This is a genomic window from Citrobacter sp. Cpo089 (assembly GCF_030332695.1).
GTDB lineage: Bacteria > Pseudomonadota > Gammaproteobacteria > Enterobacterales > Enterobacteriaceae > Citrobacter > Citrobacter portucalensis.
Genome location: NZ_JAOWHJ010000067.1, coordinates 311,837 through 330,599, shown reverse-complemented (window position 1 = coordinate 330,599; position 18,763 = coordinate 311,837). Strand labels below are relative to the sequence as shown.

The 18,763-nt window shown below is 51.7% G+C and carries 20 protein-coding genes; 12 read left to right on the top strand and 8 right to left on the bottom strand.

The window, feature by feature from the left end; translation table 11 throughout:
- The first annotated feature begins 22 nt into the window (after window positions 1-22).
- The 4 genes from yebG (at window position 23) to ptrB (ending at window position 3,682) form a co-directional block, all read left to right on the top strand.
- Window positions 23-313: a DNA damage-inducible protein YebG gene (gene yebG / locus OGX92_RS17355; protein WP_003833810.1), complete on the top strand. Its 291-nt coding sequence runs from the start codon at window positions 23-25 to the stop codon at window positions 311-313.
- A 121-nt stretch (window positions 314-434) separates the two neighbouring features.
- On the top strand, window positions 435-788 hold the full coding sequence (gene yebF / locus OGX92_RS17350) for a protein YebF (protein WP_206159589.1): 354 nt from the start codon (window positions 435-437) through the stop codon (window positions 786-788).
- Window positions 789-881: 93 nt separating this feature from the next.
- Window positions 882-1,541, top strand: a complete 660-nt coding sequence (locus tag OGX92_RS17345) for a tellurite resistance TerB family protein (RefSeq protein WP_063940875.1) — start codon at window positions 882-884, stop codon at window positions 1,539-1,541.
- A gap of 86 nt (window positions 1,542-1,627) precedes the next feature.
- Window positions 1,628-3,682: an oligopeptidase B gene (gene ptrB, locus OGX92_RS17340; RefSeq protein ID WP_286586881.1), complete on the top strand. Its 2,055-nt coding sequence runs from the start codon at window positions 1,628-1,630 to the stop codon at window positions 3,680-3,682.
- Here the strand turns inward: ptrB and exoX are convergent.
- The 3 genes from exoX to OGX92_RS17325 all read right to left on the bottom strand — a co-directional run bounded on the left by exoX (window position 3,673) and on the right by OGX92_RS17325 (window position 5,352).
- Window positions 3,673-4,335, bottom strand: a complete 663-nt coding sequence (gene exoX, locus OGX92_RS17335) for an exodeoxyribonuclease X (RefSeq protein ID WP_003833802.1) — start codon at window positions 4,333-4,335, stop codon at window positions 3,673-3,675. The two genes, ptrB and exoX, sit on opposite strands and share 10 nt — an antisense overlap.
- A 23-nt stretch (window positions 4,336-4,358) precedes the next feature.
- The gene (locus OGX92_RS17330; RefSeq protein WP_206159588.1) at window positions 4,359-5,015 is read right to left on the bottom strand and encodes a carbon-nitrogen hydrolase family protein; all 657 of its coding nucleotides are present in this window, start codon (window positions 5,013-5,015) and stop codon (window positions 4,359-4,361) included.
- A 106-nt stretch (window positions 5,016-5,121) separates the two neighbouring features.
- Window positions 5,122-5,352, bottom strand: a complete 231-nt coding sequence (locus tag OGX92_RS17325) for a DNA polymerase III subunit theta (RefSeq protein WP_003833800.1) — start codon at window positions 5,350-5,352, stop codon at window positions 5,122-5,124.
- 143 nt (window positions 5,353-5,495) lie between these two features.
- Between OGX92_RS17325 and yobA the strand changes: the two genes are divergently transcribed.
- The 4 genes from yobA to pphA all read left to right on the top strand — a co-directional run bounded on the left by yobA (window position 5,496) and on the right by pphA (window position 8,159).
- A complete protein-coding gene (yobA, locus tag OGX92_RS17320; protein ID WP_003833799.1) occupies window positions 5,496-5,870 on the top strand; it encodes a CopC domain-containing protein YobA in 375 nt (124 codons plus the stop codon).
- Between the two features lie 3 nt (window positions 5,871-5,873).
- On the top strand, window positions 5,874-6,746 hold the full coding sequence (copD, locus tag OGX92_RS17315; protein WP_008785042.1) for a copper homeostasis membrane protein CopD: 873 nt from the start codon (window positions 5,874-5,876) through the stop codon (window positions 6,744-6,746).
- 20 nt (window positions 6,747-6,766) lie between these two features.
- Window positions 6,767-7,105, top strand: coding sequence for a YebY family protein (locus OGX92_RS17310; protein ID WP_003833793.1), 339 nt, complete (start codon window positions 6,767-6,769; stop codon window positions 7,103-7,105).
- Between the two features lie 412 nt (window positions 7,106-7,517).
- Window positions 7,518-8,159 carry a protein-serine/threonine phosphatase gene (gene pphA / locus OGX92_RS17305; RefSeq protein ID WP_286586880.1) on the top strand — a complete coding sequence of 214 codons (642 nt, stop codon included), beginning with the start codon at window positions 7,518-7,520 and terminating at the stop codon, window positions 8,157-8,159.
- Here the strand turns inward: pphA and OGX92_RS17300 are convergent, their stop codons facing one another.
- The 5 genes from OGX92_RS17300 to yebS all read right to left on the bottom strand — a co-directional run bounded on the left by OGX92_RS17300 (window position 8,160) and on the right by yebS (window position 14,180).
- Window positions 8,160-8,351, bottom strand: a complete 192-nt coding sequence (locus tag OGX92_RS17300) for a YdfD/YebW family protein (protein WP_003833789.1) — start codon at window positions 8,349-8,351, stop codon at window positions 8,160-8,162.
- A 102-nt stretch (window positions 8,352-8,453) separates the two neighbouring features.
- Window positions 8,454-8,690 (bottom strand): YebV family protein, encoded by a 237-nt coding sequence (locus OGX92_RS17295; RefSeq protein WP_029139506.1) that lies wholly within the window; start codon window positions 8,688-8,690, stop codon window positions 8,454-8,456.
- 100 nt (window positions 8,691-8,790) lie between these two features.
- Window positions 8,791-10,212, bottom strand: a complete 1,422-nt coding sequence (gene rsmF, locus OGX92_RS17290) for a 16S rRNA (cytosine(1407)-C(5))-methyltransferase RsmF (RefSeq protein WP_286586879.1) — start codon at window positions 10,210-10,212, stop codon at window positions 8,791-8,793.
- Window positions 10,213-10,294: 82 nt separating this feature from the next.
- Window positions 10,295-12,928: a PqiB family protein gene (locus OGX92_RS17285; protein WP_063940870.1), complete on the bottom strand. Its 2,634-nt coding sequence runs from the start codon at window positions 12,926-12,928 to the stop codon at window positions 10,295-10,297.
- On the bottom strand, window positions 12,897-14,180 hold the full coding sequence (gene yebS / locus OGX92_RS17280; RefSeq protein WP_003833783.1) for a membrane integrity lipid transport subunit YebS: 1,284 nt from the start codon (window positions 14,178-14,180) through the stop codon (window positions 12,897-12,899). The genes OGX92_RS17285 and yebS overlap by 32 nt, the downstream gene beginning before the upstream one ends.
- A gap of 128 nt (window positions 14,181-14,308) precedes the next feature.
- Here yebS and msrC point away from each other — a divergent pair, with 128 nt between their 5' ends.
- From msrC to htpX, 4 genes are all read left to right on the top strand, one after another.
- Window positions 14,309-14,806, top strand: a complete 498-nt coding sequence (msrC, locus tag OGX92_RS17275; RefSeq protein WP_286586878.1) for a free L-methionine (R)-S-oxide reductase MsrC — start codon at window positions 14,309-14,311, stop codon at window positions 14,804-14,806.
- 96 nt (window positions 14,807-14,902) lie between these two features.
- The gene (gene proQ, locus OGX92_RS17270; RefSeq protein WP_003833781.1) at window positions 14,903-15,589 is read left to right on the top strand and encodes an RNA chaperone ProQ; all 687 of its coding nucleotides are present in this window, start codon (window positions 14,903-14,905) and stop codon (window positions 15,587-15,589) included.
- Window positions 15,590-15,608: 19 nt separating this feature from the next.
- Complete coding sequence (gene prc, locus OGX92_RS17265; protein ID WP_048235216.1) at window positions 15,609-17,657, top strand: carboxy terminal-processing peptidase; 2,049 nt, start codon at window positions 15,609-15,611, stop codon at window positions 17,655-17,657.
- 192 nt (window positions 17,658-17,849) lie between these two features.
- Complete coding sequence (htpX, locus tag OGX92_RS17260) at window positions 17,850-18,731, top strand: protease HtpX (RefSeq protein WP_003034964.1); 882 nt, start codon at window positions 17,850-17,852, stop codon at window positions 18,729-18,731.
- Window positions 18,732-18,763: the final 32 nt, after the last annotated feature.

Here is an 18,763-nt window from a genome sequence, read left to right as displayed (position 1 = left end):
GGTAATTTAAGAGGCTGCAAAAATGGCGGTTGAAGTTAAATACGTAGTCATTCGGGAAGGTGAGGAAAAAATGTCGTTTACCAGCAAAAAGGAAGCCGATGCGTATGACAAAATGCTGGATACAGCAGATCTGCTCGACACATGGCTGGAGCAATCGCCGGTAGCGCTCGAAGACGAGCAGCGTGAAGCTCTCTCCCTGTGGCTGGCTGAGCAAAAAGATGTGCTGAGCGCCATTCTGAAAAACGGCAAGCTGCCTTCGCCACAGGCTGTCGAAAACGATGCGCACGCTGAGGATGATACTCAGGCTGCCTGAAACGACTTGCGCTCCTGACGTTTTGTACCATGCTTTTCCCTGAATCATTGTGCAATTCCTGACGTTATTTCACGTTGCCGCAGGCAACCTGAAGGACGAAGGGGAGATTAAGGAGAAAAGAATGTATAAAAAAAGAGCGTTATTGAGCCTGCTGTTATTGTCTGCCAGCGTATCGGTATTTGCGGCAAATATGGAAAGCAAGAATGTTCAGTTCCCCAAGTGCGAAGGACTGGATGCTGACGGTATTGCGGCAAGCGTGAAACGTGACTATCAGCAAAATCGCATCGCGCGCTGGGTTGACGATCAAAAACGCGTCGGTCAAGCCGACCCTGTCGCCTGGGTTAGCACGCCCGATATTACGGGCAAAGACGCGAAATGGTCAGTTCCCCTGACGGTTCGTGGTAAAAGCGCAGATATTCACTACCTGGTGAAAGTCGACTGCAAAGCCGGAACGGCCGAGTATCAGCCGCAGTAACGCAGGTATTTGCACATCTTTTGATGACCTGAACACTTCCTGACAACCCTCGGGTACGCTTTGATGATTATTCGTCTGTACTTGAGGGGCAAAATGGCTAATTGGCTGAATCAACTACAATCTCTTCTTGGGCAAAAAGGATCCTCCGCGTCATCTTCTGGCGAGCAAGGGCTGAGTAAACTTCTGGTTCCAGGCGCGTTAGGCGGTCTGGCAGGATTACTGGTTGCCAACAAATCTTCACGAAAATTGCTGAGCAAATACGGCACCAGCGCGCTTCTGGTGGGCGGCGGTGCGGTTGCCGGTACCGTGTTATGGAACAAATACAAGGATAAGGTTCGCGCTGCGCATCAGGATGAGCCGCAGTTTGGCGCACAAAGTTCACCGCTGGATGAGCGCACCGAGCGTCTGATCCTGGCGCTGGTTTTTGCGGCGAAAAGCGATGGACATATTGATGCCAAAGAACGAGCGGCCATTGAACAGCAGCTCCGTGAAGCGGGCGTGGAAGAGCAGGGCCGCGTTCTGATTGAACGTGCTATTGAACAACCGTTAGATCCTCAGCGCCTGGCGCAGGGCATCCGCAACGAAGAAGAAGCGCTGGAAATTTACTTCCTGAGCTGTGCGGCGATTGATATCGACCACTTTATGGAGCGTAGCTATCTCAATGCGCTGGGCGATGCGTTGAAGATCCCGCTGGATGTTCGTGAAGGCATTGAACAGGATCTCAAAGAACAAAAACAGGCTTTACCGGGTTAATTACTTACCGCTAAGGCGCATGTTTCGCTTGCATCATTGCTGTCTTTTGCCACCCTTATAGGATGTTTAAGCAAAAGAACAATGACATGCTACCAAAAGCTTCTCGTATTCCTCACGCCATGACGCAGCATGGCGATACTCGTGTTGATAATTATTACTGGCTGCGAGATGACACCCGCTCGCAGCCAGAAGTGCTGGATTATCTGCAACAAGAAAACGCGTATGGCCGCCAGGTTATGGCCTCGCAGCAGGCTTTGCAGGATCGTGTCCTGAAAGAGATTATCGACCGTATCCCGCCTCAGGATGCATCCGCCCCCTATGTGAAGAATGGTTATCGCTACCGGCATATTTATGAACCGGGGTGCGAATATGCTATTTATCAGCGTCAGTCTGCCCTCAGTGAAGAGTGGGATGATTGGGATACTCTATTGGATGGGAACCAGTGCGCGGCACACAGCGAGTTTTATACGCTGGGTGGACTGGCGATATCTCCGGATAACACCATCATGGCGCTGGCGGAAGATTATCTCTCTCGCCGGCAATATGGCGTGCGTTTTCGCAACTTGCAAAGCGGCAACTGGTATCCGGAAGTGCTGGAAAACGTCGAAGCGGATCTGGTCTGGGCGAATGATTCTCAGACTTTCTATTACGTGCGCAAGCACGAAACAACGTTATTGCCGTATCAGGTGTGGCGACATACAGTCGGCTCTCCATCGTCATTGGATGAGCTGGTGTATGAAGAAGCCGATGATATGTTTTATGTCAGCCTGCATAAAACCACCTCGCTACACTATGTGGTTATTCATATCGCCAGTGCGACCACCAGTGAGGTTTTACTGCTTGACGCAGAACTGGCGGATGCCGAACCGTTGGTCTTTTTAGCGCGACGCAAAGACCATGAATACAGTCTCGATCACTATCAACACAATTTTTATCTGCGCTCCAACCGTCAGGGGAAAAATTTCGGCCTGTATCGTACCCGCGTTCGTGATGAGCAAGCCTGGGAGACGCTGATCCCAGCGCGCGACAACGTGATGCTGGAGGGCTTTACGCTATTCACTGACTGGCTGGTGGTAGAAGAGCGTCAGCGGGGCTTAACCAGCCTACGACAGATTAATCGTAAAACGCGCGAAGTGGTCGGGATCGCCTTTGACGATCCGGCTTATGTGACCTGGCTTGCCTATAATCCAGAGCCTGAGACATCGCGCCTGCGCTATGGCTATTCCTCCATGACCACCCCGGACACGTTGTTTGAACTGGATATGGACACCGGGGAACGTCGTGTGCTTAAGCAGACGGAGGTCCCCGGATTTGATGCGGCGAATTACCGTAGCGAACACCTATGGATAACTGCGCGTGATGGCACCGAGGTTCCGGTTTCGCTGGTTTATCATCAAAAGTATTTCCTGAAAGGAAAAAATCCGTTACTCGTTTATGGCTATGGCTCATATGGCGCCAGCATGGATGCCGATTTCAGCAGCAGCCGTTTGAGCTTACTGGATCGCGGCTTTGTTTATGCTATTGCCCATGTGCGTGGTGGTGGTGAATTAGGACAACAGTGGTACGAGGACGGTAAGTTTCTGCACAAGAAAAATACTTTTAATGATTACCTCGACGTCTGTGATGCGCTGCTAAAAATGGGCTATGGCGCGCCTGAGTTATGTTATGGCATGGGCGGAAGCGCCGGAGGCATGTTAATGGGCGTCGCCATTAATGAACGCCCGGAACGCTTCCATGGTGTTATTGCTCAGGTGCCGTTTGTCGATGTGGTAACCACTATGCTCGATGAATCAATTCCCCTGACGACCGGTGAGTTTGAAGAGTGGGGTAATCCGCAGGACGAAGAGTATTACACCTATATGAAAAGCTACAGCCCGTATGACAATGTAACCGCGCAGGCATACCCACATCTGCTGGTCACGACGGGATTACACGATTCCCAGGTGCAATACTGGGAACCAGCAAAATGGGTGGCAAAACTGCGTGAGCTGAAAACGGACGATCGTTTGCTGCTACTTTGCACGGATATGGATTCCGGACACGGCGGTAAATCCGGGCGTTTTAAATCTTACGAAGGCGTGGCCCTTGAGTACGCTTTTTTGATTGGACTGGCGCAGGGAACACTGCCTGCTCAGGCGTGATCCAAATAGTGTTTTAGCGTTAATCGTAGTTCCGGGCTCATATTGTCAAGGTTATTAAATAACCAACGTAGATAGCCCGGATCGCGTTCAGCCACTTCTGATACCGGTTTTCCGCGGTACTTTCCAAAAGTGAAAGTAGTGAGTAAGGCGGGACGGCCGGTAATATCGACCATTTGATCGGCTGTCCAGCCTGACGTCTGCATGATGTCGATCAGCAGTGCCGCAGTGATGTAGCAATCGTACAGGGCGCGGTGATGGTGGAGACCCGCTGGCGTCTGGACGCTCAGCTTGCGCGATTTATACAACGCCATGTTGCTGTATTTGATCCCCGGCCACAACCGACGGGAGAGCTTCATGGTGCAAATCCATTCCCCGGGCATATCGGGCAATACGCGGCGGTCAAAGCTGGCATTGTGCGCCACGTACCATTCGCTGCCGTAATACTGCGGGATGACGTCTTCAATCCATGGCTTATCGGCCACCATTGCTTCAGTAATGCGATGGATAGCCATTGCTTGTGGGCTGATGGGGCGGTCAGGGCGTACCAGGTGGCTCATGGGGTTGACTATTTTTCCGTCAACCACGTCGACAGAAGCAATTTCAACAATGCCTCCCTGTAGACCACAGGTTTCTGTATCTATTATGCGCAACATGCCATGCTCCTGACCCAAAACGACTAGCGTAATGGAATGATATCACCTTGCCAACCCCGTGGCGTGCGTTGGCCGGTTAACAGCAACGAACCGCTGTCTGCGCGAACAATCAATCGACCTCGTTCATCCCATAACGCACTGCTACCCCGCGCATTGGCCATTAATACCGCGATGGCGAATTTATGTGAGAAACTTTGTAGGCGAGATGTAGAGGAGAGCAGTTCCGGTTCACTGACTGATTGGCAGCTGGTGAACAGCGAAAAAGCCGGGTCGATATCAATGCCTTCCGGTTGGCTATCTACAACGCTGATGGCATTTCGCTGTCTGGTAATACAGGCCCCGTGGCTCTGATGGAAGGTTAATGGCGAAGTCATCCAGGGAGAGAAAAGCGCAATGCCTTTCACGAACCGGTTGTTATGTTCTACAGGTAGTCCCGCAATTATCGTCATGCGATAAGTCGCTGCGGCATGTGCGAGAGGTTCTAACAGCGCTTCATCGGGTGGGGCAGGAAGCGCGTCATTCTCATCAACACAACCCAGCAATGAGAGGGAAGGGAAGACCAGCAATTCACATTGGCATTGAGCTGCCGCATGAATGAATTGCAGGTGATGCGCGACATGTTCGGTAACTGAGGTGTGAAGAGGTTCGTATTGTGCTGCTGCGATTTTCCAGTATGACATAATGATTTCCTTTTCATAGTGTCTACAACCATCCTTAATGTGTGGATTAAGAATATGCTTATACTGTAGCAGGCGTCATGTAAGGAATCGTAACGTAATATAAGTTTTATTTAACTTTAGGCTCGTATGGTAAACGTGAAAGCGTAACGGATGCCAGACGGTGCGCGATGAGTCTTTCGCGGAACCAGTCGCGTAAATGCTCTGGCTGTTCGCGTTCAACAACTTCTGCAACAACGGGCATATTGTATCGCTCCTTAAATGCCACTCCAGCCGCAGCCAGATCGACATTGACCTTATCCATTTCCGCTTGCTCAAGTTTGGCCAGATTGATGTTCATGGGCTTTTCCTTTTCTCTGTCTTTCGGCGCGCAAAGTTACTAAGAGTGTGCGTTAATGGCAAGACAGAAATGATGATTCTCGACTCGACCATTGTAGAAGGTTATTCTCTACAGGTTAGACATAACAAAAAGGAATAGTTGAAATGGCTTCATCTGCATCTATGCTTCGCAACGCGCTCATCGTACTCGCCAGCGTTCTGGCAACACCTGCGGCATTGGCGCATGCCCACCTCACAAAACAAAGTCCGGCGGCTAACGCTGAAGTTGCGGCATCTCCTCAGGCGTTGACGCTGAATTTTTCTGAAGGCGTAGAGCCGGGATTCAGCGGTGCAACGCTGACCGGTCCTAACAAAGAACAGATCAAAACGGGCAAGGCATCGCGCAGTGAGCAGGACAAAACGCAGCTGATTGTTCCGCTTGATCAAACACTTGAAGCAGGAAAATATACGGTCGACTGGCACGTTGTCTCCGTGGATGGTCACAAGACGAAGGGGCAATATACCTTTAGCGTGAAATAACCAATGCTGGCATTTACCTGGGTTGCACTACGGTTTATCCATTTTACCGCTTTGATGCTGGTGTTTGGCTGTGCGCTTTACGGCGCATGGCTGGCTCCCGTTTCGGTTCGTCGTTTAATGATGCGTCGTTTTTTACGTCTGCAACGGCATGCTGCGACGTGGAGCTTTATCAGCGCGACGCTGATGCTGGCGATTCAGGGTGGGTTAATGGGCTCAGGCTGGCGGGATGTTGTCTCTACTGACGTTTGGCTCGCCGTGTTGCAAACGCAATTTGGTGGCGTCTGGTTATGGCAGATTATCCTCGCGTTGGTCACGCTGGTGGTGACCATCATGGTGCCGCGCAGTATGCCGCGACTACTATTAATGCTGACTATTGCGCAGTTTATTTTGCTGGCTGGCGTCGGACATGCGACGCTGCACAGCGGTATCCCTGGCGCAATCCAGCAGGTTAACCACGCTTTACATTTGGTATGCGCTGCCGCCTGGTTCGGTGGTTTGCTGCCCGTACTTTACTGTATGCGAATGGCGCAAGGTCGCTGGCGGGAACAGGCCATCAGTACCATGATGCGCTTCTCACGCTATGGACATCTTTTCGTTATCGGTGTTTTACTAACCGGTATTATGAATGCGCTGTTTATTGTCGGTTTTTCTGTTCCCTGGCACATGGCTTACGGGCGACTGCTTTTGTTAAAAGGTGCCCTGGTCATGCTAATGGTGGCGATTGCGCTGGTGAATCGGTATGTTCTGGTACCACGCATGCGGCAGGATAACCGCGGCATGACTCTCTATTTTATTTGGATGACCAAACTGGAATGGGGTATAGGAGCCGTTGTTCTGGCGATTGTCAGCCTGTTTGCAACCCTCGAACCTTTCTGATTGATGGACTGGCGAAACGCATGAAAAAAATCATAATCTCTTTATTACTCCTGGCAAGCTCCGGAGCCGCGCTGGCTGCGCCGCAGGTCATTACCGTCAGCCGTTTTGAGGTTGGCAAAGATAAGTGGGCGTTTAATCGGGAAGAGGTGATGCTGACCTGCCGTCCAGGTAACGCGCTGTATGTCATCAATCCTAGTACGCTGGTGCAATACCCGTTGAATGATGTCGCCAGACAGCAGGTGGAGAGCGGAAAAACCACGGCAAAGCCGATAGAGATTATCCAGATTGATGATCCGGCGAAACCGGGCGAAAAAATGAGCCTGGCACCGTTTGTAGAGCGTGCAGAAAAGCTCTGTTAATTGTCAGATGTAGCGCTCTGATTTCCAATAAAAAACCGCAAGGATCTCGCAGGAGAACTTGCGGTTTTTGCGTTTGGATGCGTAACAAACGTCCTTTTTTTCCGGCCACTTTAGCCGCGGACTGGAAAACCTGGCGCTGTCATCTATTCTTAAATGGCAGGGTAACTTAGCCTGCATTAATGCCAACTTTTAGCGCACGGCTCTCTCCCAAGAGCCATTTCCCTGGACCGAATACAGGAATCGTATTCGGTCTCTTTTTATGTGGCGAATGCGATGCCATCCAGGGCAAAACACGACGTATTGCATGCTGCATTCTCCATAAACCATACCATACTCCTGCCCACGATCGTCCAGGCTTTTTTACCATCATTGCTAAAATTATAATCAGGTACCCTTGTAATCTGGAGGCGACATGGGACGACCTGGCAATATCTATCAACGAATCGACGGTACGCAGTGGCGTCACGTCTGGGTGGTTGGGGATATCCACGGATGCTTCTCGATGCTGATGGCTAAACTGCGCCAGTACCGTTTTGATCCCTGGCAGGATCTGCTGGTTTCAGTGGGGGATGTTATCGACCGTGGACCAGACAGTTTGCGTTGTCTGAAACTACTGCGTAAACGCTGGATTGTCGCGGTCAGGGGGAACCATGAACAGATGGCGCTGGACGCGCTGGCGACGGGGGATCAATTCATGTGGTTTATGAATGGTGGCTCGTGGTTCGAGCAGGCGGAGCAACCGGCAGCGAAATTTGCTCTTGAAGGGTGTTGGCAGTTACCCTGGATTCTGGAGCTGCATTGTCAGAACGGTATACACGTTATTGCTCATGCCGATTACCCGGATGATGATTATCAGTGGCTAAAAGAGATCGATTTACAGCGCGTGCTGTGGGACCGCTCGAGACTGATGAACAGTGGTTGTGCGATTCACGGCGCGGATCACTTCTGGTTTGGCCACACGCCGTTGCGCCATCGGCTGGATCGCGAGAATCTACACTATATTGATACCGGCGCTGTATTCGGCGGCGAGTTAACGCTGGTACAACTGCAATAATCAAAAATCGCTGTATTCCTGGGCCGGATGCCAGAAACTGTCGATGTAGTCGTCCGCAGGTAAACATCCGCCGTTACGAATACGTTGATCGTCCATCGATATCAGGCACTGCCGCTCAGTTTTGTAGACATCAACCACGATATCTTCACAACCGCCATCCAGATAGCACACAAAAAGAACCAGCGTGAACATTCCATCCTCAAATGGTAAAGCCATACCTGTAGTGTAGAAGATGTTGATAGATGAGGGAAATTAACCAAGAAATAACCCGTCTGGCGACGGGTTCTTTTTGAATCAGGCAAGGCGCATGATCCAGGCATCTGACTTACGATCGTAGTGTTCGCGAAATAGTACTGAATGTTCTCCGTTCAACAGGGCCGGGACGCTGGTGTCGGCATCCCAGGCATCCAGTTGCATACATAAATCTGGATCGGATTTACACGGAATGGTTAACGTTCGGTCCCCCGGCGATTCGCCATGTAACTCGGCGTCGTCGATTTCAAAAGCGCCAATGCGCACACTGGTTTTCATCATCGTGCTCTCCGTTAATTTGCTGGTTGTGGTACGACCAGTTAGGCCGTCCATTTTTCAGCGTAGTCAACGTTAGCAAAAGCGCCAGTAAAAACGTGCGTTATCCCGTAAAGAGTTTGCCATCCCGGACAAGATCGCGCGGATAGCTATTCTTCAGTCGCGATCCAATGCGTTTTGCCAGACCGATCGGCTGATGCTGGAACGTAACCAGTACGTCGTCACTCGTCGGTGCGGTTTGCGGGTAAACATCTCTACCGCGATACCACTCTTCCGCTTCGGCAAGGGTCAGCTCGAATGCATGGCTGTGGTTCGGATCGGCGAGGGCGATAACGGCCTCATGCTGCCAGCGATACCCTTTGTTGTGGGTTTCAGCCAGTTTGATCCCGAGTCGAGAAAAGCGAACCTTGCCAATCAGAGGTTCAATGTCAGTCGGGAACAGCCAGATCTCTTTATCGCGCTGCCACAGGCGCAAATTATCTTCCCACTGCAGTCCACAAGCGCTCGCGGCTTGCGTGACAAGCGCGGACTCGCGTCCTTTAAGCGGGCTAAACGGGAAGTTTCCGACTTTGTACTTCGGCGCAGGTAGTGCAGGGATTGCAGCTGTTTTGCGCAAACGCGCAACGAAGAAACCTTCGCAATCGTAAATCTGCGGGAATACATGCAGGAATCCTTCCGGCGTCAGGGCGCGTTCGGCCTGCGGAAATAAATCACCCAGAGGTAAAAACTCGACGGCATCAGGATAGGTCTCAATCAACCACTGCATGATATTTTCATTTTCGTCACGATTAAGCGTACAGGTCGAGTAAACCAATGTGCCACCGGGACGCAGGGCGTGGAAGGCGCTGTCGAGTAATTTGCGCTGGGTCGCGGCAATTTCCAGATTACTTTCTACAGACCAGTTTTTTAGCGCATCAGGGTCTTTACGCACCACGCCTTCACCGGAACACGGTGCGTCGAGCAATATGGCATCAAATGACTCCGGCAACGCAGCGCCAAATACGCGTCCGTCAAAATGGGTCAGGGCGACGTTGGCTATCCCGCAACGGCTGACATTGGCATGCAGGACTTTGACGCGACTGGCAGAAAACTCATTCGCCAGAATGGCGCCTCGATTATTCATTTTTGCGGCAATTTGCGTGGTTTTGGAGCCGGGGGCTGCCGCAACATCCATTACGCGTTCCGGGGTATTGCCTTCGGCGAACAGCGCGGCGACTGGCAGCATTGAGCTGGCTTCCTGAATATAAAACAGGCCGCTTAAATGTTCTGCGGTGCTGCCGAGCGGCACTGACTCTTCATCATCGCGTTCGATCCAGAAACCTTCCGTACACCAGGGAACCGGAGTGAGAGACCAGTTGTAAGGTGCTGTCAGCGCGAGGAAATCGGCAACGGAGATTTTCAGCGTATTGACGCGAATGCTGCGGCGCAACGGGCGCTGACAGGCAGCGAGAAAGTCATCGAATGAGAGCGTGGAAGGCATTGCTTCACGCATTTGAGTCAGAAAGGCGTCGGGAAAATAAGCCACTTGGTACCACCGGCAAAAAAACAGGTGCGCAGTGTAGCATAACTGCTCCGGCGTACGTACTCGCGCCGGAGCAGTGGATACATTAACGTGGCAGGGCGGTGCCCCATTCACGCCACTCTTTCGGTTCACTTTCCAGCAACAGGAAGTGTTTACCTGCCTGTGCTTTCGGAGCCAACGGTGTACCCGGTGGAGTCGCGAAGGCGATGCCGCCGCGGATGAACTGATTGAAGGTACCGGTCTTCACGACACCGCCGGTCAGGCCGAAGTCGAGATTGTAGCCGGATGCCAGCCAGAACACGGAGTTGTTGCGTACCAGATGCTGATAGCGTTGGCTAATGCGCATGGCAACCATCACACGATCGGAAAGCGAGCCCAGCGTCAGCCCGGTGACGGTCCCCACTTCAATACCTCTGAACAACACCGGGGTTCCGATATTCAGCGAACCTGCTTCTGGTGCTTCAACCACAATACTCAGACCATCGAGGTAACGAGAGTCGGTAATGGTGGCTTCCTGCAGCTCAAAATCACGGCGCGGATTACCGCGTCCTGGTTCAACGTTGATATACGGCTGCAGGATTGTATCCAGATGCTCCACGCCCGCTGCCGAAATTTGCGGGGTGATCACGGAGAAACGGGTACCGCTTCGCGCGAAGGTCTGCACGTATTCCGGGTACAGAACCGCTTTTGCCTGAACTTCGTTACGGGCGGTGATCAGCTCAAGCGTCTGGATCTGTCCGATATCGATTCCCAGGTAGCGAATCGGCATGCCTGCAGCGAGTTTGCCGGCATCGAACGCATGCAGCGTTATCTGGCCGCCGACCGCACGCGCGGCGGTTTCCGAAGCATACAGAATACGCTTGTCGCCTTTACGTTGGCTGGCGCTGGCACCGCTTAAATTATCGAAGCTAATCGCCCCTTTAAGCGCGCGTGAAAGGGGAGATGCCTGTACGGTTAATCCGCTGCCGTTAAGCTGAACTTTTGCTCCGCCTTCGGCCCAGAACACGCTGTTGCTGGTCAACAGGTTGCGATATTCCGGTTTGATATGCAGATCGATATCAAACGCATCGGCGCGAGGACGAACGCTAATCACTTCACCGACCTCGAATTTGCGGTAAAGCACCACCGAGCCGGCCTGCACATCAGGCAGCGTTTCGGCGCTCAGGCTGACCGTAGTGGTTGGCAGATCGCTCAGACTGTTTTCAATCGCTTTCTCCAGGTTAGCGTAAAGCGGGTAGCTTTTTTTCATTTCACCCTTAGTACCGGGCAAAATACGAATGCCGCCGCTGAGCCACTCACTGGCGCTGGCGCCAAGGAACTCCACGCCATCAAGTCCGACTTTGACATCCACGCGGCTGTTCACCACGAACTTACTGTCACCCTGCACCAGGTCACGATGCTGTGGTTCAACAGCAACGGTAAATGAGACGCCTTTGCTGGAAAGCGTACGCTCAATCACCTGACCGACCTGTACGCCGTGAAGAATTAGCGGCTGGCCAGCATCAATACCGTAACTCTCCGGCGCGGTCAGCGTAAACGTCATGACGCCTGGGTCGTGTAACAACGACTTCTCAGCGGGAATAACGACAAACTGGTTACGCGGCTCGCCTTCGCCAGGTACCAGCTCGAAAGTTTTACCTGTTAGCAGCGAACTGAGATTCACATCGCTTAACGATAATTTAGGGCTGTGTAACTCAATTCGTGTGTTGTCACGCAGCAGCGTTACGACGCTGGGATCGACCGTCATTTCGCCGGTGACTTTACCGCCTGGGTTTAAATCCAGTTTTGTGAGCTGACCGACTTCTAATCCTTGATACATCAGCGATGTTGAGCCTGCTTTGAGTCCATCTCCGCTGGGTAAATCAAGCTTGACGATTACTCCACGCTGGCTGTGCGCGAGATCCTGATATAGACCAAACGTGTCGTCTGCCGCAGCAGGTTTTGAGTCTTCGGGTGAATCAAAAGCAATGGCACCGTTGACCAGCGCCGCCAGACTCTCCAGTTTTACCTTCGCACCGCTAAGGCTGACATCCGCATTTACACCGGAGACGTTCCAGAAGCGGCTGCCTTTTTTCACCAGATTGGTGAAGCGACGTTCAATCAATACATCGATGGTTACGCCCTGATGGTTCGGGTTGATGGTGTAGTCATAGACCCTGCCCACCGGAATCTTACGGAAATAAACCAGCGAACCGCTATTAAGCGATCCGAGATCAGGGGCGCGCAGATGCAGCATTAAATCGCCATTATCCAGACGATACTTGGGCTGGGTGTCGAGGGCGACGAAATGATCCTCGGCCTCGCCAGTACCGGGCATCATGCCGATATAGTTGCCGCCAACCAACGCATCCAGACCAGAAACCCCAGCCAGCGACGCCTTCGGCGTGACCAGCCAGAACTGGGTATCTTTGCGCAGAGCATCTTTCATGCTCGATTTGATGCTGACGCGGACTTCAATTTTGCGTAGATCTTTGCTGAGGTTGATATCCTGCACCGTACCCACTTCAACGCCCTGATAGCGAACGGGAGTTCGGCCTGGCACAATGCCGTCCGCAGACATAAAGTCAATGGTCACGGTATTGCCGCGATCTTCATAGCTTCCCCAGATAAGCCATCCTGCGATCATCAGCGCGATGAACGGCAGTAGCCAGAACGGGGAGATACGGCGTTTTGTTTTAATCTGCGCTTCAGTCTGCGAAGCGGGCGTTTCCTGACTCATGTGCATCCCAAAGTAAGCGGCTGTCCAGCCATTCCACAGCAAGAATAGTCAATATTACCGCTGCGCCGAAATAAAACGCAGCCGGTCCCATAGTAAAAGCAAGTATCTGATCGCGATTTATCAGCGACATGGTTAACGCGATAACAAAGAGATCCAGCATCGACCAGCGGCCAATCCAGGTCACCATACGCAGTAGTTTTATACGGGTGCGCAACCCTTGTTCACAATTAAAGTGGATGCTGAATAGCAACGTAAACATCACAATCACTTTGGTAAATGGCACTAATATACTGGCGATAAACACGATCGCCGCTACGCCGACATTACTGTTTGCCAAAGACATTATGCCTGACAGGATTGTGTCTTCCTGCCGGCCGCCGTTGACATAAATTACCGAGATGGGCAGCAGGTTAGCGGGTAAAAGCAGGACAATCGAGGCCAGCAGAGCCGCCCAACACTTTTGGATACTTTGATTTCTGCGCCAGCGCAACGGAATATGGCAGCGGGGGCAGCGACCGCGGGCGTCCGGATAACCTGTAAAATGGCAGCCAAGGCAGACGCGGAGCTTATCATCGGGCCGACGAGCCGGTCTTTGCGGGTAGAAACGGTCCCAAAGTTGCTCAACGTTAAGATGCGACAGCGTCAAAATACTGAGGATCACCAGCGCAATAAAAGCAAACAGCCCCACGCCAGGCTGCAAAAAAGCATAGTCCTGAACCTTGATTGATGCGACACCGATACCCACCAGGTAAATATCGAGCATCACCCACTCTTTGAGCCTTTCCAGCATCAGCAGCACCGGGCGCAGGTTCATCCCGAGAATATTACCAAACCACAGATAAGCGATTGAAGTAACAAGAATTAGCGGCGCACCAGCGACGCAAAAAAGCACGAAGGAGGCGGTAAGGGGGTCACCTTGTCGGGTCATTTGCCAGATGCCTTGCATCACATTGGCATCAATGCGCACGCCTAATAAATAGATGTGCAGAAGTGGCTCTCCCCAGGCAAAGGGCATCAGCAGCAACATGGTGAAAGCCATGGCCGCCAGTCGCGTTAACGACCAGTCGCGTCCGTCACGAATTTTTGCCTGGCAGCGTGGGCAAAAGGCACTTTGGTGCGAACGCATTTTAGGCAAGCTAAATATCAGGTCACATTCAGGGCAGCGATGATAATGTGCACGAGGTAGTGCCTCACCGATGGACCTGATGGCTATTTTTTTAGTTGGCGTGATGCGTGGTGTCGTTAAGGCCATGTATCGCGAATCAAATTGTTGAAGTAATGTTATCTTAACTCATGACGGGAATGATCTTGAGCATTAACGCATTTAATGTTTATTTTAGTAGGCTGCAGTTTTAAGTAAGACAACTAAGTGATTATATAATGAACAAAATAGAGCTATATACGGATCTGAACCGTGATTTTCAGGCATTGATGGCAGGTGAAACCAGTTTTCTGGCAACGCTGGCGAATACCAGCGCATTGTTGTACGAGCGTCTTGCAGAAGTGAATTGGGCCGGTTTTTACCTGCTTGAGGACGATAAGCTGGTGCTTGGTCCCTTCCAGGGCAAAATTGCCTGCGTGCGGATCCCGGTAGGGCGCGGTGTGTGCGGTACCGCAGTGGCGCAGAACCAGGTTCAGCGTATTGAGGACGTACATGCTTTTGATGGGCACATCGCCTGTGATGCCGCCAGCAATGCTGAAATCGTCCTGCCGATCGCTGTGGACAATCAGATAATAGGCGTGCTGGATATTGATAGCACGGCATTTGGCCGCTTTACTGAAGAAGATGAACAAGGTCTGCGTACGCTTGTGGCACAGCTTGAAACCGTGCTTGCAACGACGGATTACAAAAAATTCTTTGCGCGCGTCGCAGGATAATCAACGGATAACGTAGCAATTACTGATGACGTCATTATAATGTCGCCTGTTCATGCCTGCGCTTGTTGGCTACGTCCGTTGTAATCAGGAAATTTCATGGAAAATCAACCTAAGTTGAATAGCAGTAAAGAAGTCATCGCGTTTCTGGCCGAACGCTTCCCGCAGTGTTTTAGTGCGGAAGGCGAAGCGCGCCCACTGAAAATTGGCATTTTTCAGGATCTGGTAGAGCGTGTTGAGGGTGAAATGAACCTCAGCAAGACTCAGCTCCGTTCTGCCTTACGTCTCTATACTTCAAGCTGGCGCTATCTGTATGGCGTTAAATTGGGCGCAACGCGTGTTGATCTCGACGGCAACCCTTGTGGTGAGCTGGATGAACAACATGTTGAACATGCTCGCAAACAGCTGGAAGAAGCTAAAGCCCGTGTTCAGGCGCAACGCGCAGAGCAACAGGCGAAAAAACGCGAAGCGGCCGCTGCCGCCGGTGAAAAAGAAGACGCACCGCGTCGCGAGCGTAAGCCGCGTCCTGCACCGCGTCGTAAAGAAGGTGCTGAGCGTAAACCTCGCGCTGAAAAACCAGCAGCAAAAGCACCGCGTGCTCCTCGAGAAGAACAGCATACCCCGGTATCTGATATTTCAGTACTGACGGTAGGGCAGTCTCTGAAGGTGAAAGCAGGAAATAATGCGATGGATGCCACCGTATTAGAAATCACCAAAGATGGCGTCCGTGTACAGCTGAATTCGGGTATGTCTTTGATTGTACGCGCAGAACACCTGGTGTTCTGAAACGGAGGCCAGGCCTGGCATGAACACTTTTTTTAGGCTTACTGCGTTAGCTGGTCTGCTTGCATTAGCAGGCCAGGCACTTGCTGTGGAAGACATCACGCGTGCCGATCAAATCCCCGTTTTAAAGGAAGAAACCCAGCATGCGACGGTAAGCGAACGTGTGACGTCGCGTTTTACGCGATCACATTATCGCCAGTTCGATCTGGATCAGGCGTTTTCGGCAAAAATTTTTGACCGCTATTTGAATTTGCTCGACTACAGCCACAACGTGCTGTTGGCGAGCGATATCGAACAGTATGCAAAAAAGAAAACGGTCCTCGGCGATGAACTGCGCACCGGCAAGCTGGATGTCTTTTACGATCTCTATAATCTGGCGCAAAAACGCCGATTTGAACGTTATCAGTACGCATTAAGCGTACTGGCACGTCCAATGGATTTCACCGGTAACGACACCTTTAACCTCGACCGAAGCAAAGCGCCGTGGCCGAAGAGCGAAGCAGAGCTTAATGCGCTGTGGGACGGCAAGGTTAAATTTGACGAACTCAGCCTGAAGCTGACCGGTAAAACCGATGCGGAAATCCGCGAAACGCTGACGCGCCGCTACAAATTTGCGATTCGCCGTCTGGCACAGACCAACAGCGAAGATGTGTTCTCACTGGCGATGACAGCGTTCGCCCGTGAAATCGATCCGCATACTAACTATCTCTCTCCGCGCAATACCGAGCAGTTCAATACTGAAATGAGCTTGTCTTTGGAAGGTATTGGCGCGGTTCTGCAGATGGATGATGACTACACCGTCATTAACTCCATGGTGGCAGGTGGTCCGGCAGCCAAGAGCAAAGCGATCAGCGTTGGCGATCGTATTGTCGGCGTCGGACAGACGGGCAAGGGCATGGTCGATGTGATTGGCTGGCGTCTGGATGATGTCGTGGCACTGATCAAAGGGCCTAAAGGCAGCAAGGTACGCCTTGAAATTCTGCCCGCCGGCAAAGGTACCAAGACGCGCACCGTGACGCTAACGCGTGAACGTATCCGTCTCGAAGACCGCGCCGTTAAAATGTCCGTGAAAACCGTCGGCAAAGAAAAAGTTGGCGTACTGGATATTCCTGGCTTCTATGTAGGCCTGACTGATGATGTCAAAGTCCAGTTGCAGAAACTGGAAAAACAGAACGTCAGCAGTATCATCATCGATCTGCGTACCAACGGCGGTGGAGCGCTGACCGAAGCGGTTTCGCTTTCCGGTCTGTTCATTCCTTCCGGCCCGGTGGTTCAGGTTCGTGACAATAACGGTAAAGTGCGTGAAGACAGTGATACCGACGGCGTTGTGTACTACAAAGGCCCGCTGGTGGTATTGGTCGATCGCTTCAGCGCCTCAGCTTCAGAGATTTTCGCTGCGGCAATGCAGGATTATGGCCGAGCGTTGATCGTTGGTGAACCCACCTTCGGTAAAGGCACCGTTCAGCAGTATCGCTCCCTGAACCGTATTTACGATCAGATGCTGCGTCCGGAATGGCCTGCGCTGGGTTCTGTTCAGTACACGATCCAGAAATTCTACCGCGTAAACGGTGGCAGCACGCAGCGTAAGGGTGTTACGCCGGATATCATCATGCCGACAGGTAATGAAGAAACTGAAACTGGCGAGAAGTTTGAAGATAACGCGCTGCCGTGGGACAGCATTGATGCGGCGACCTACACCAAGTCAGATAATCTGACGCCGTTCGGACCTGAATTGCTGAAAGAGCACAATGCACGTATTGCGAACGATCCTGAGTTCCAGTACATCATGAAGGACATTGCGCGTTTCAATGCGATGAAGGATAAGCGCAACATCGCTTCTCTGAATTACGCTCAGCGTGAAAAAGAGAATAACGAAGATGACGCAATGCGTCTGGCGCGTATTAACGATCGGTTCAAGCGTGAAGGCAAACCGCTGCTGAAGAAACTGGACGATCTACCGAAGGATTACCAGGAGCCGGATCCATACCTGGATGAAACGGTAAAAATCGCGCTCGACCTGGCGCATCTTGAAAAAGAAAAGCCAGCGGAACAGCCCGCAACCAGTCAATAATCTCGAACAGGCACAAGAAATTGTGCCTGTTTTTTTAACAAGTGCATGAAGACGTCAGTCTGATACGATAAAATGTAAAGTTGTGTCTTTCTGGTGACTTAGCACCTATGGATGCTTGAAAATAGTCATAAGACCCATACGATATGGGTAATCGCATAGTGCGTTTTGTTAAATTGAGGTTAAAAGAAAATTATGATGCGAATCGCGCTCTTCCTGCTGACGAACCTGGCTGTGATGGTCGTTTTCGGGCTGGTATTGAGCCTGACAGGGATTCAGTCAAGCAGCGTTCAAGGCTTGTTGATCATGGCACTGCTGTTTGGTTTTGGTGGTTCCTTCATTTCGTTGCTGATGTCCAAATGGATGGCGTTAAAGTCCGTTGGCGGGGAAGTGATCGAACAGCCTCGCAATGAAAGAGAACGCTGGCTGATGAATACAGTTGCGAACCAGGCCCGCCAGGCCGGGATCGCTATGCCGCAGGTTGCAATCTACCATGCGCCAGATATTAACGCGTTTGCTACCGGTGCGCGCCGGGATGCCTCGCTGGTGGCTGTAAGTACTGGCCTGTTGCAAAACATGAGTCCGGATGAAGCCGAAGCGGTTATCGCGCATGAGATCAGCCACATCGCTAATGGCGATATGGTGACCATGACGTTAATTCAGGGGGTGGTGAACACCTTCGTTATCTTTATCTCGCGTATTCTGGCGCAGATTGCCGCTGGGTTTATGGGCGGTAACCGCGATGAGGGAGAGGGTAGCAACGGTAACCCGTTAATCTATTTTGCGGTAGCGACGGTACTGGAGCTGGTATTTGGTATTCTGGCGAGCATTATTACGATGTGGTTCTCACGTCATCGTGAATTCCATGCGGATGCAGGCTCAGCGAAACTGGTGGGTCGTGAAAAAATGATCGCCGCGCTGCAGCGCCTGAAAACCAGCTATGAGCCGCAGGAAGCGACCAGCATGATGGCGTTCTGCATCAACGGTAAATCCAAATCGTTGAGCGAGCTATTTATGACTCACCCCCCGTTGGACAAACGTATTGAAGCGCTGCGTAGCGGTGAATACCTGAAATAATCTGCAGCAGACAACAACAAAAAGCGCGTCGA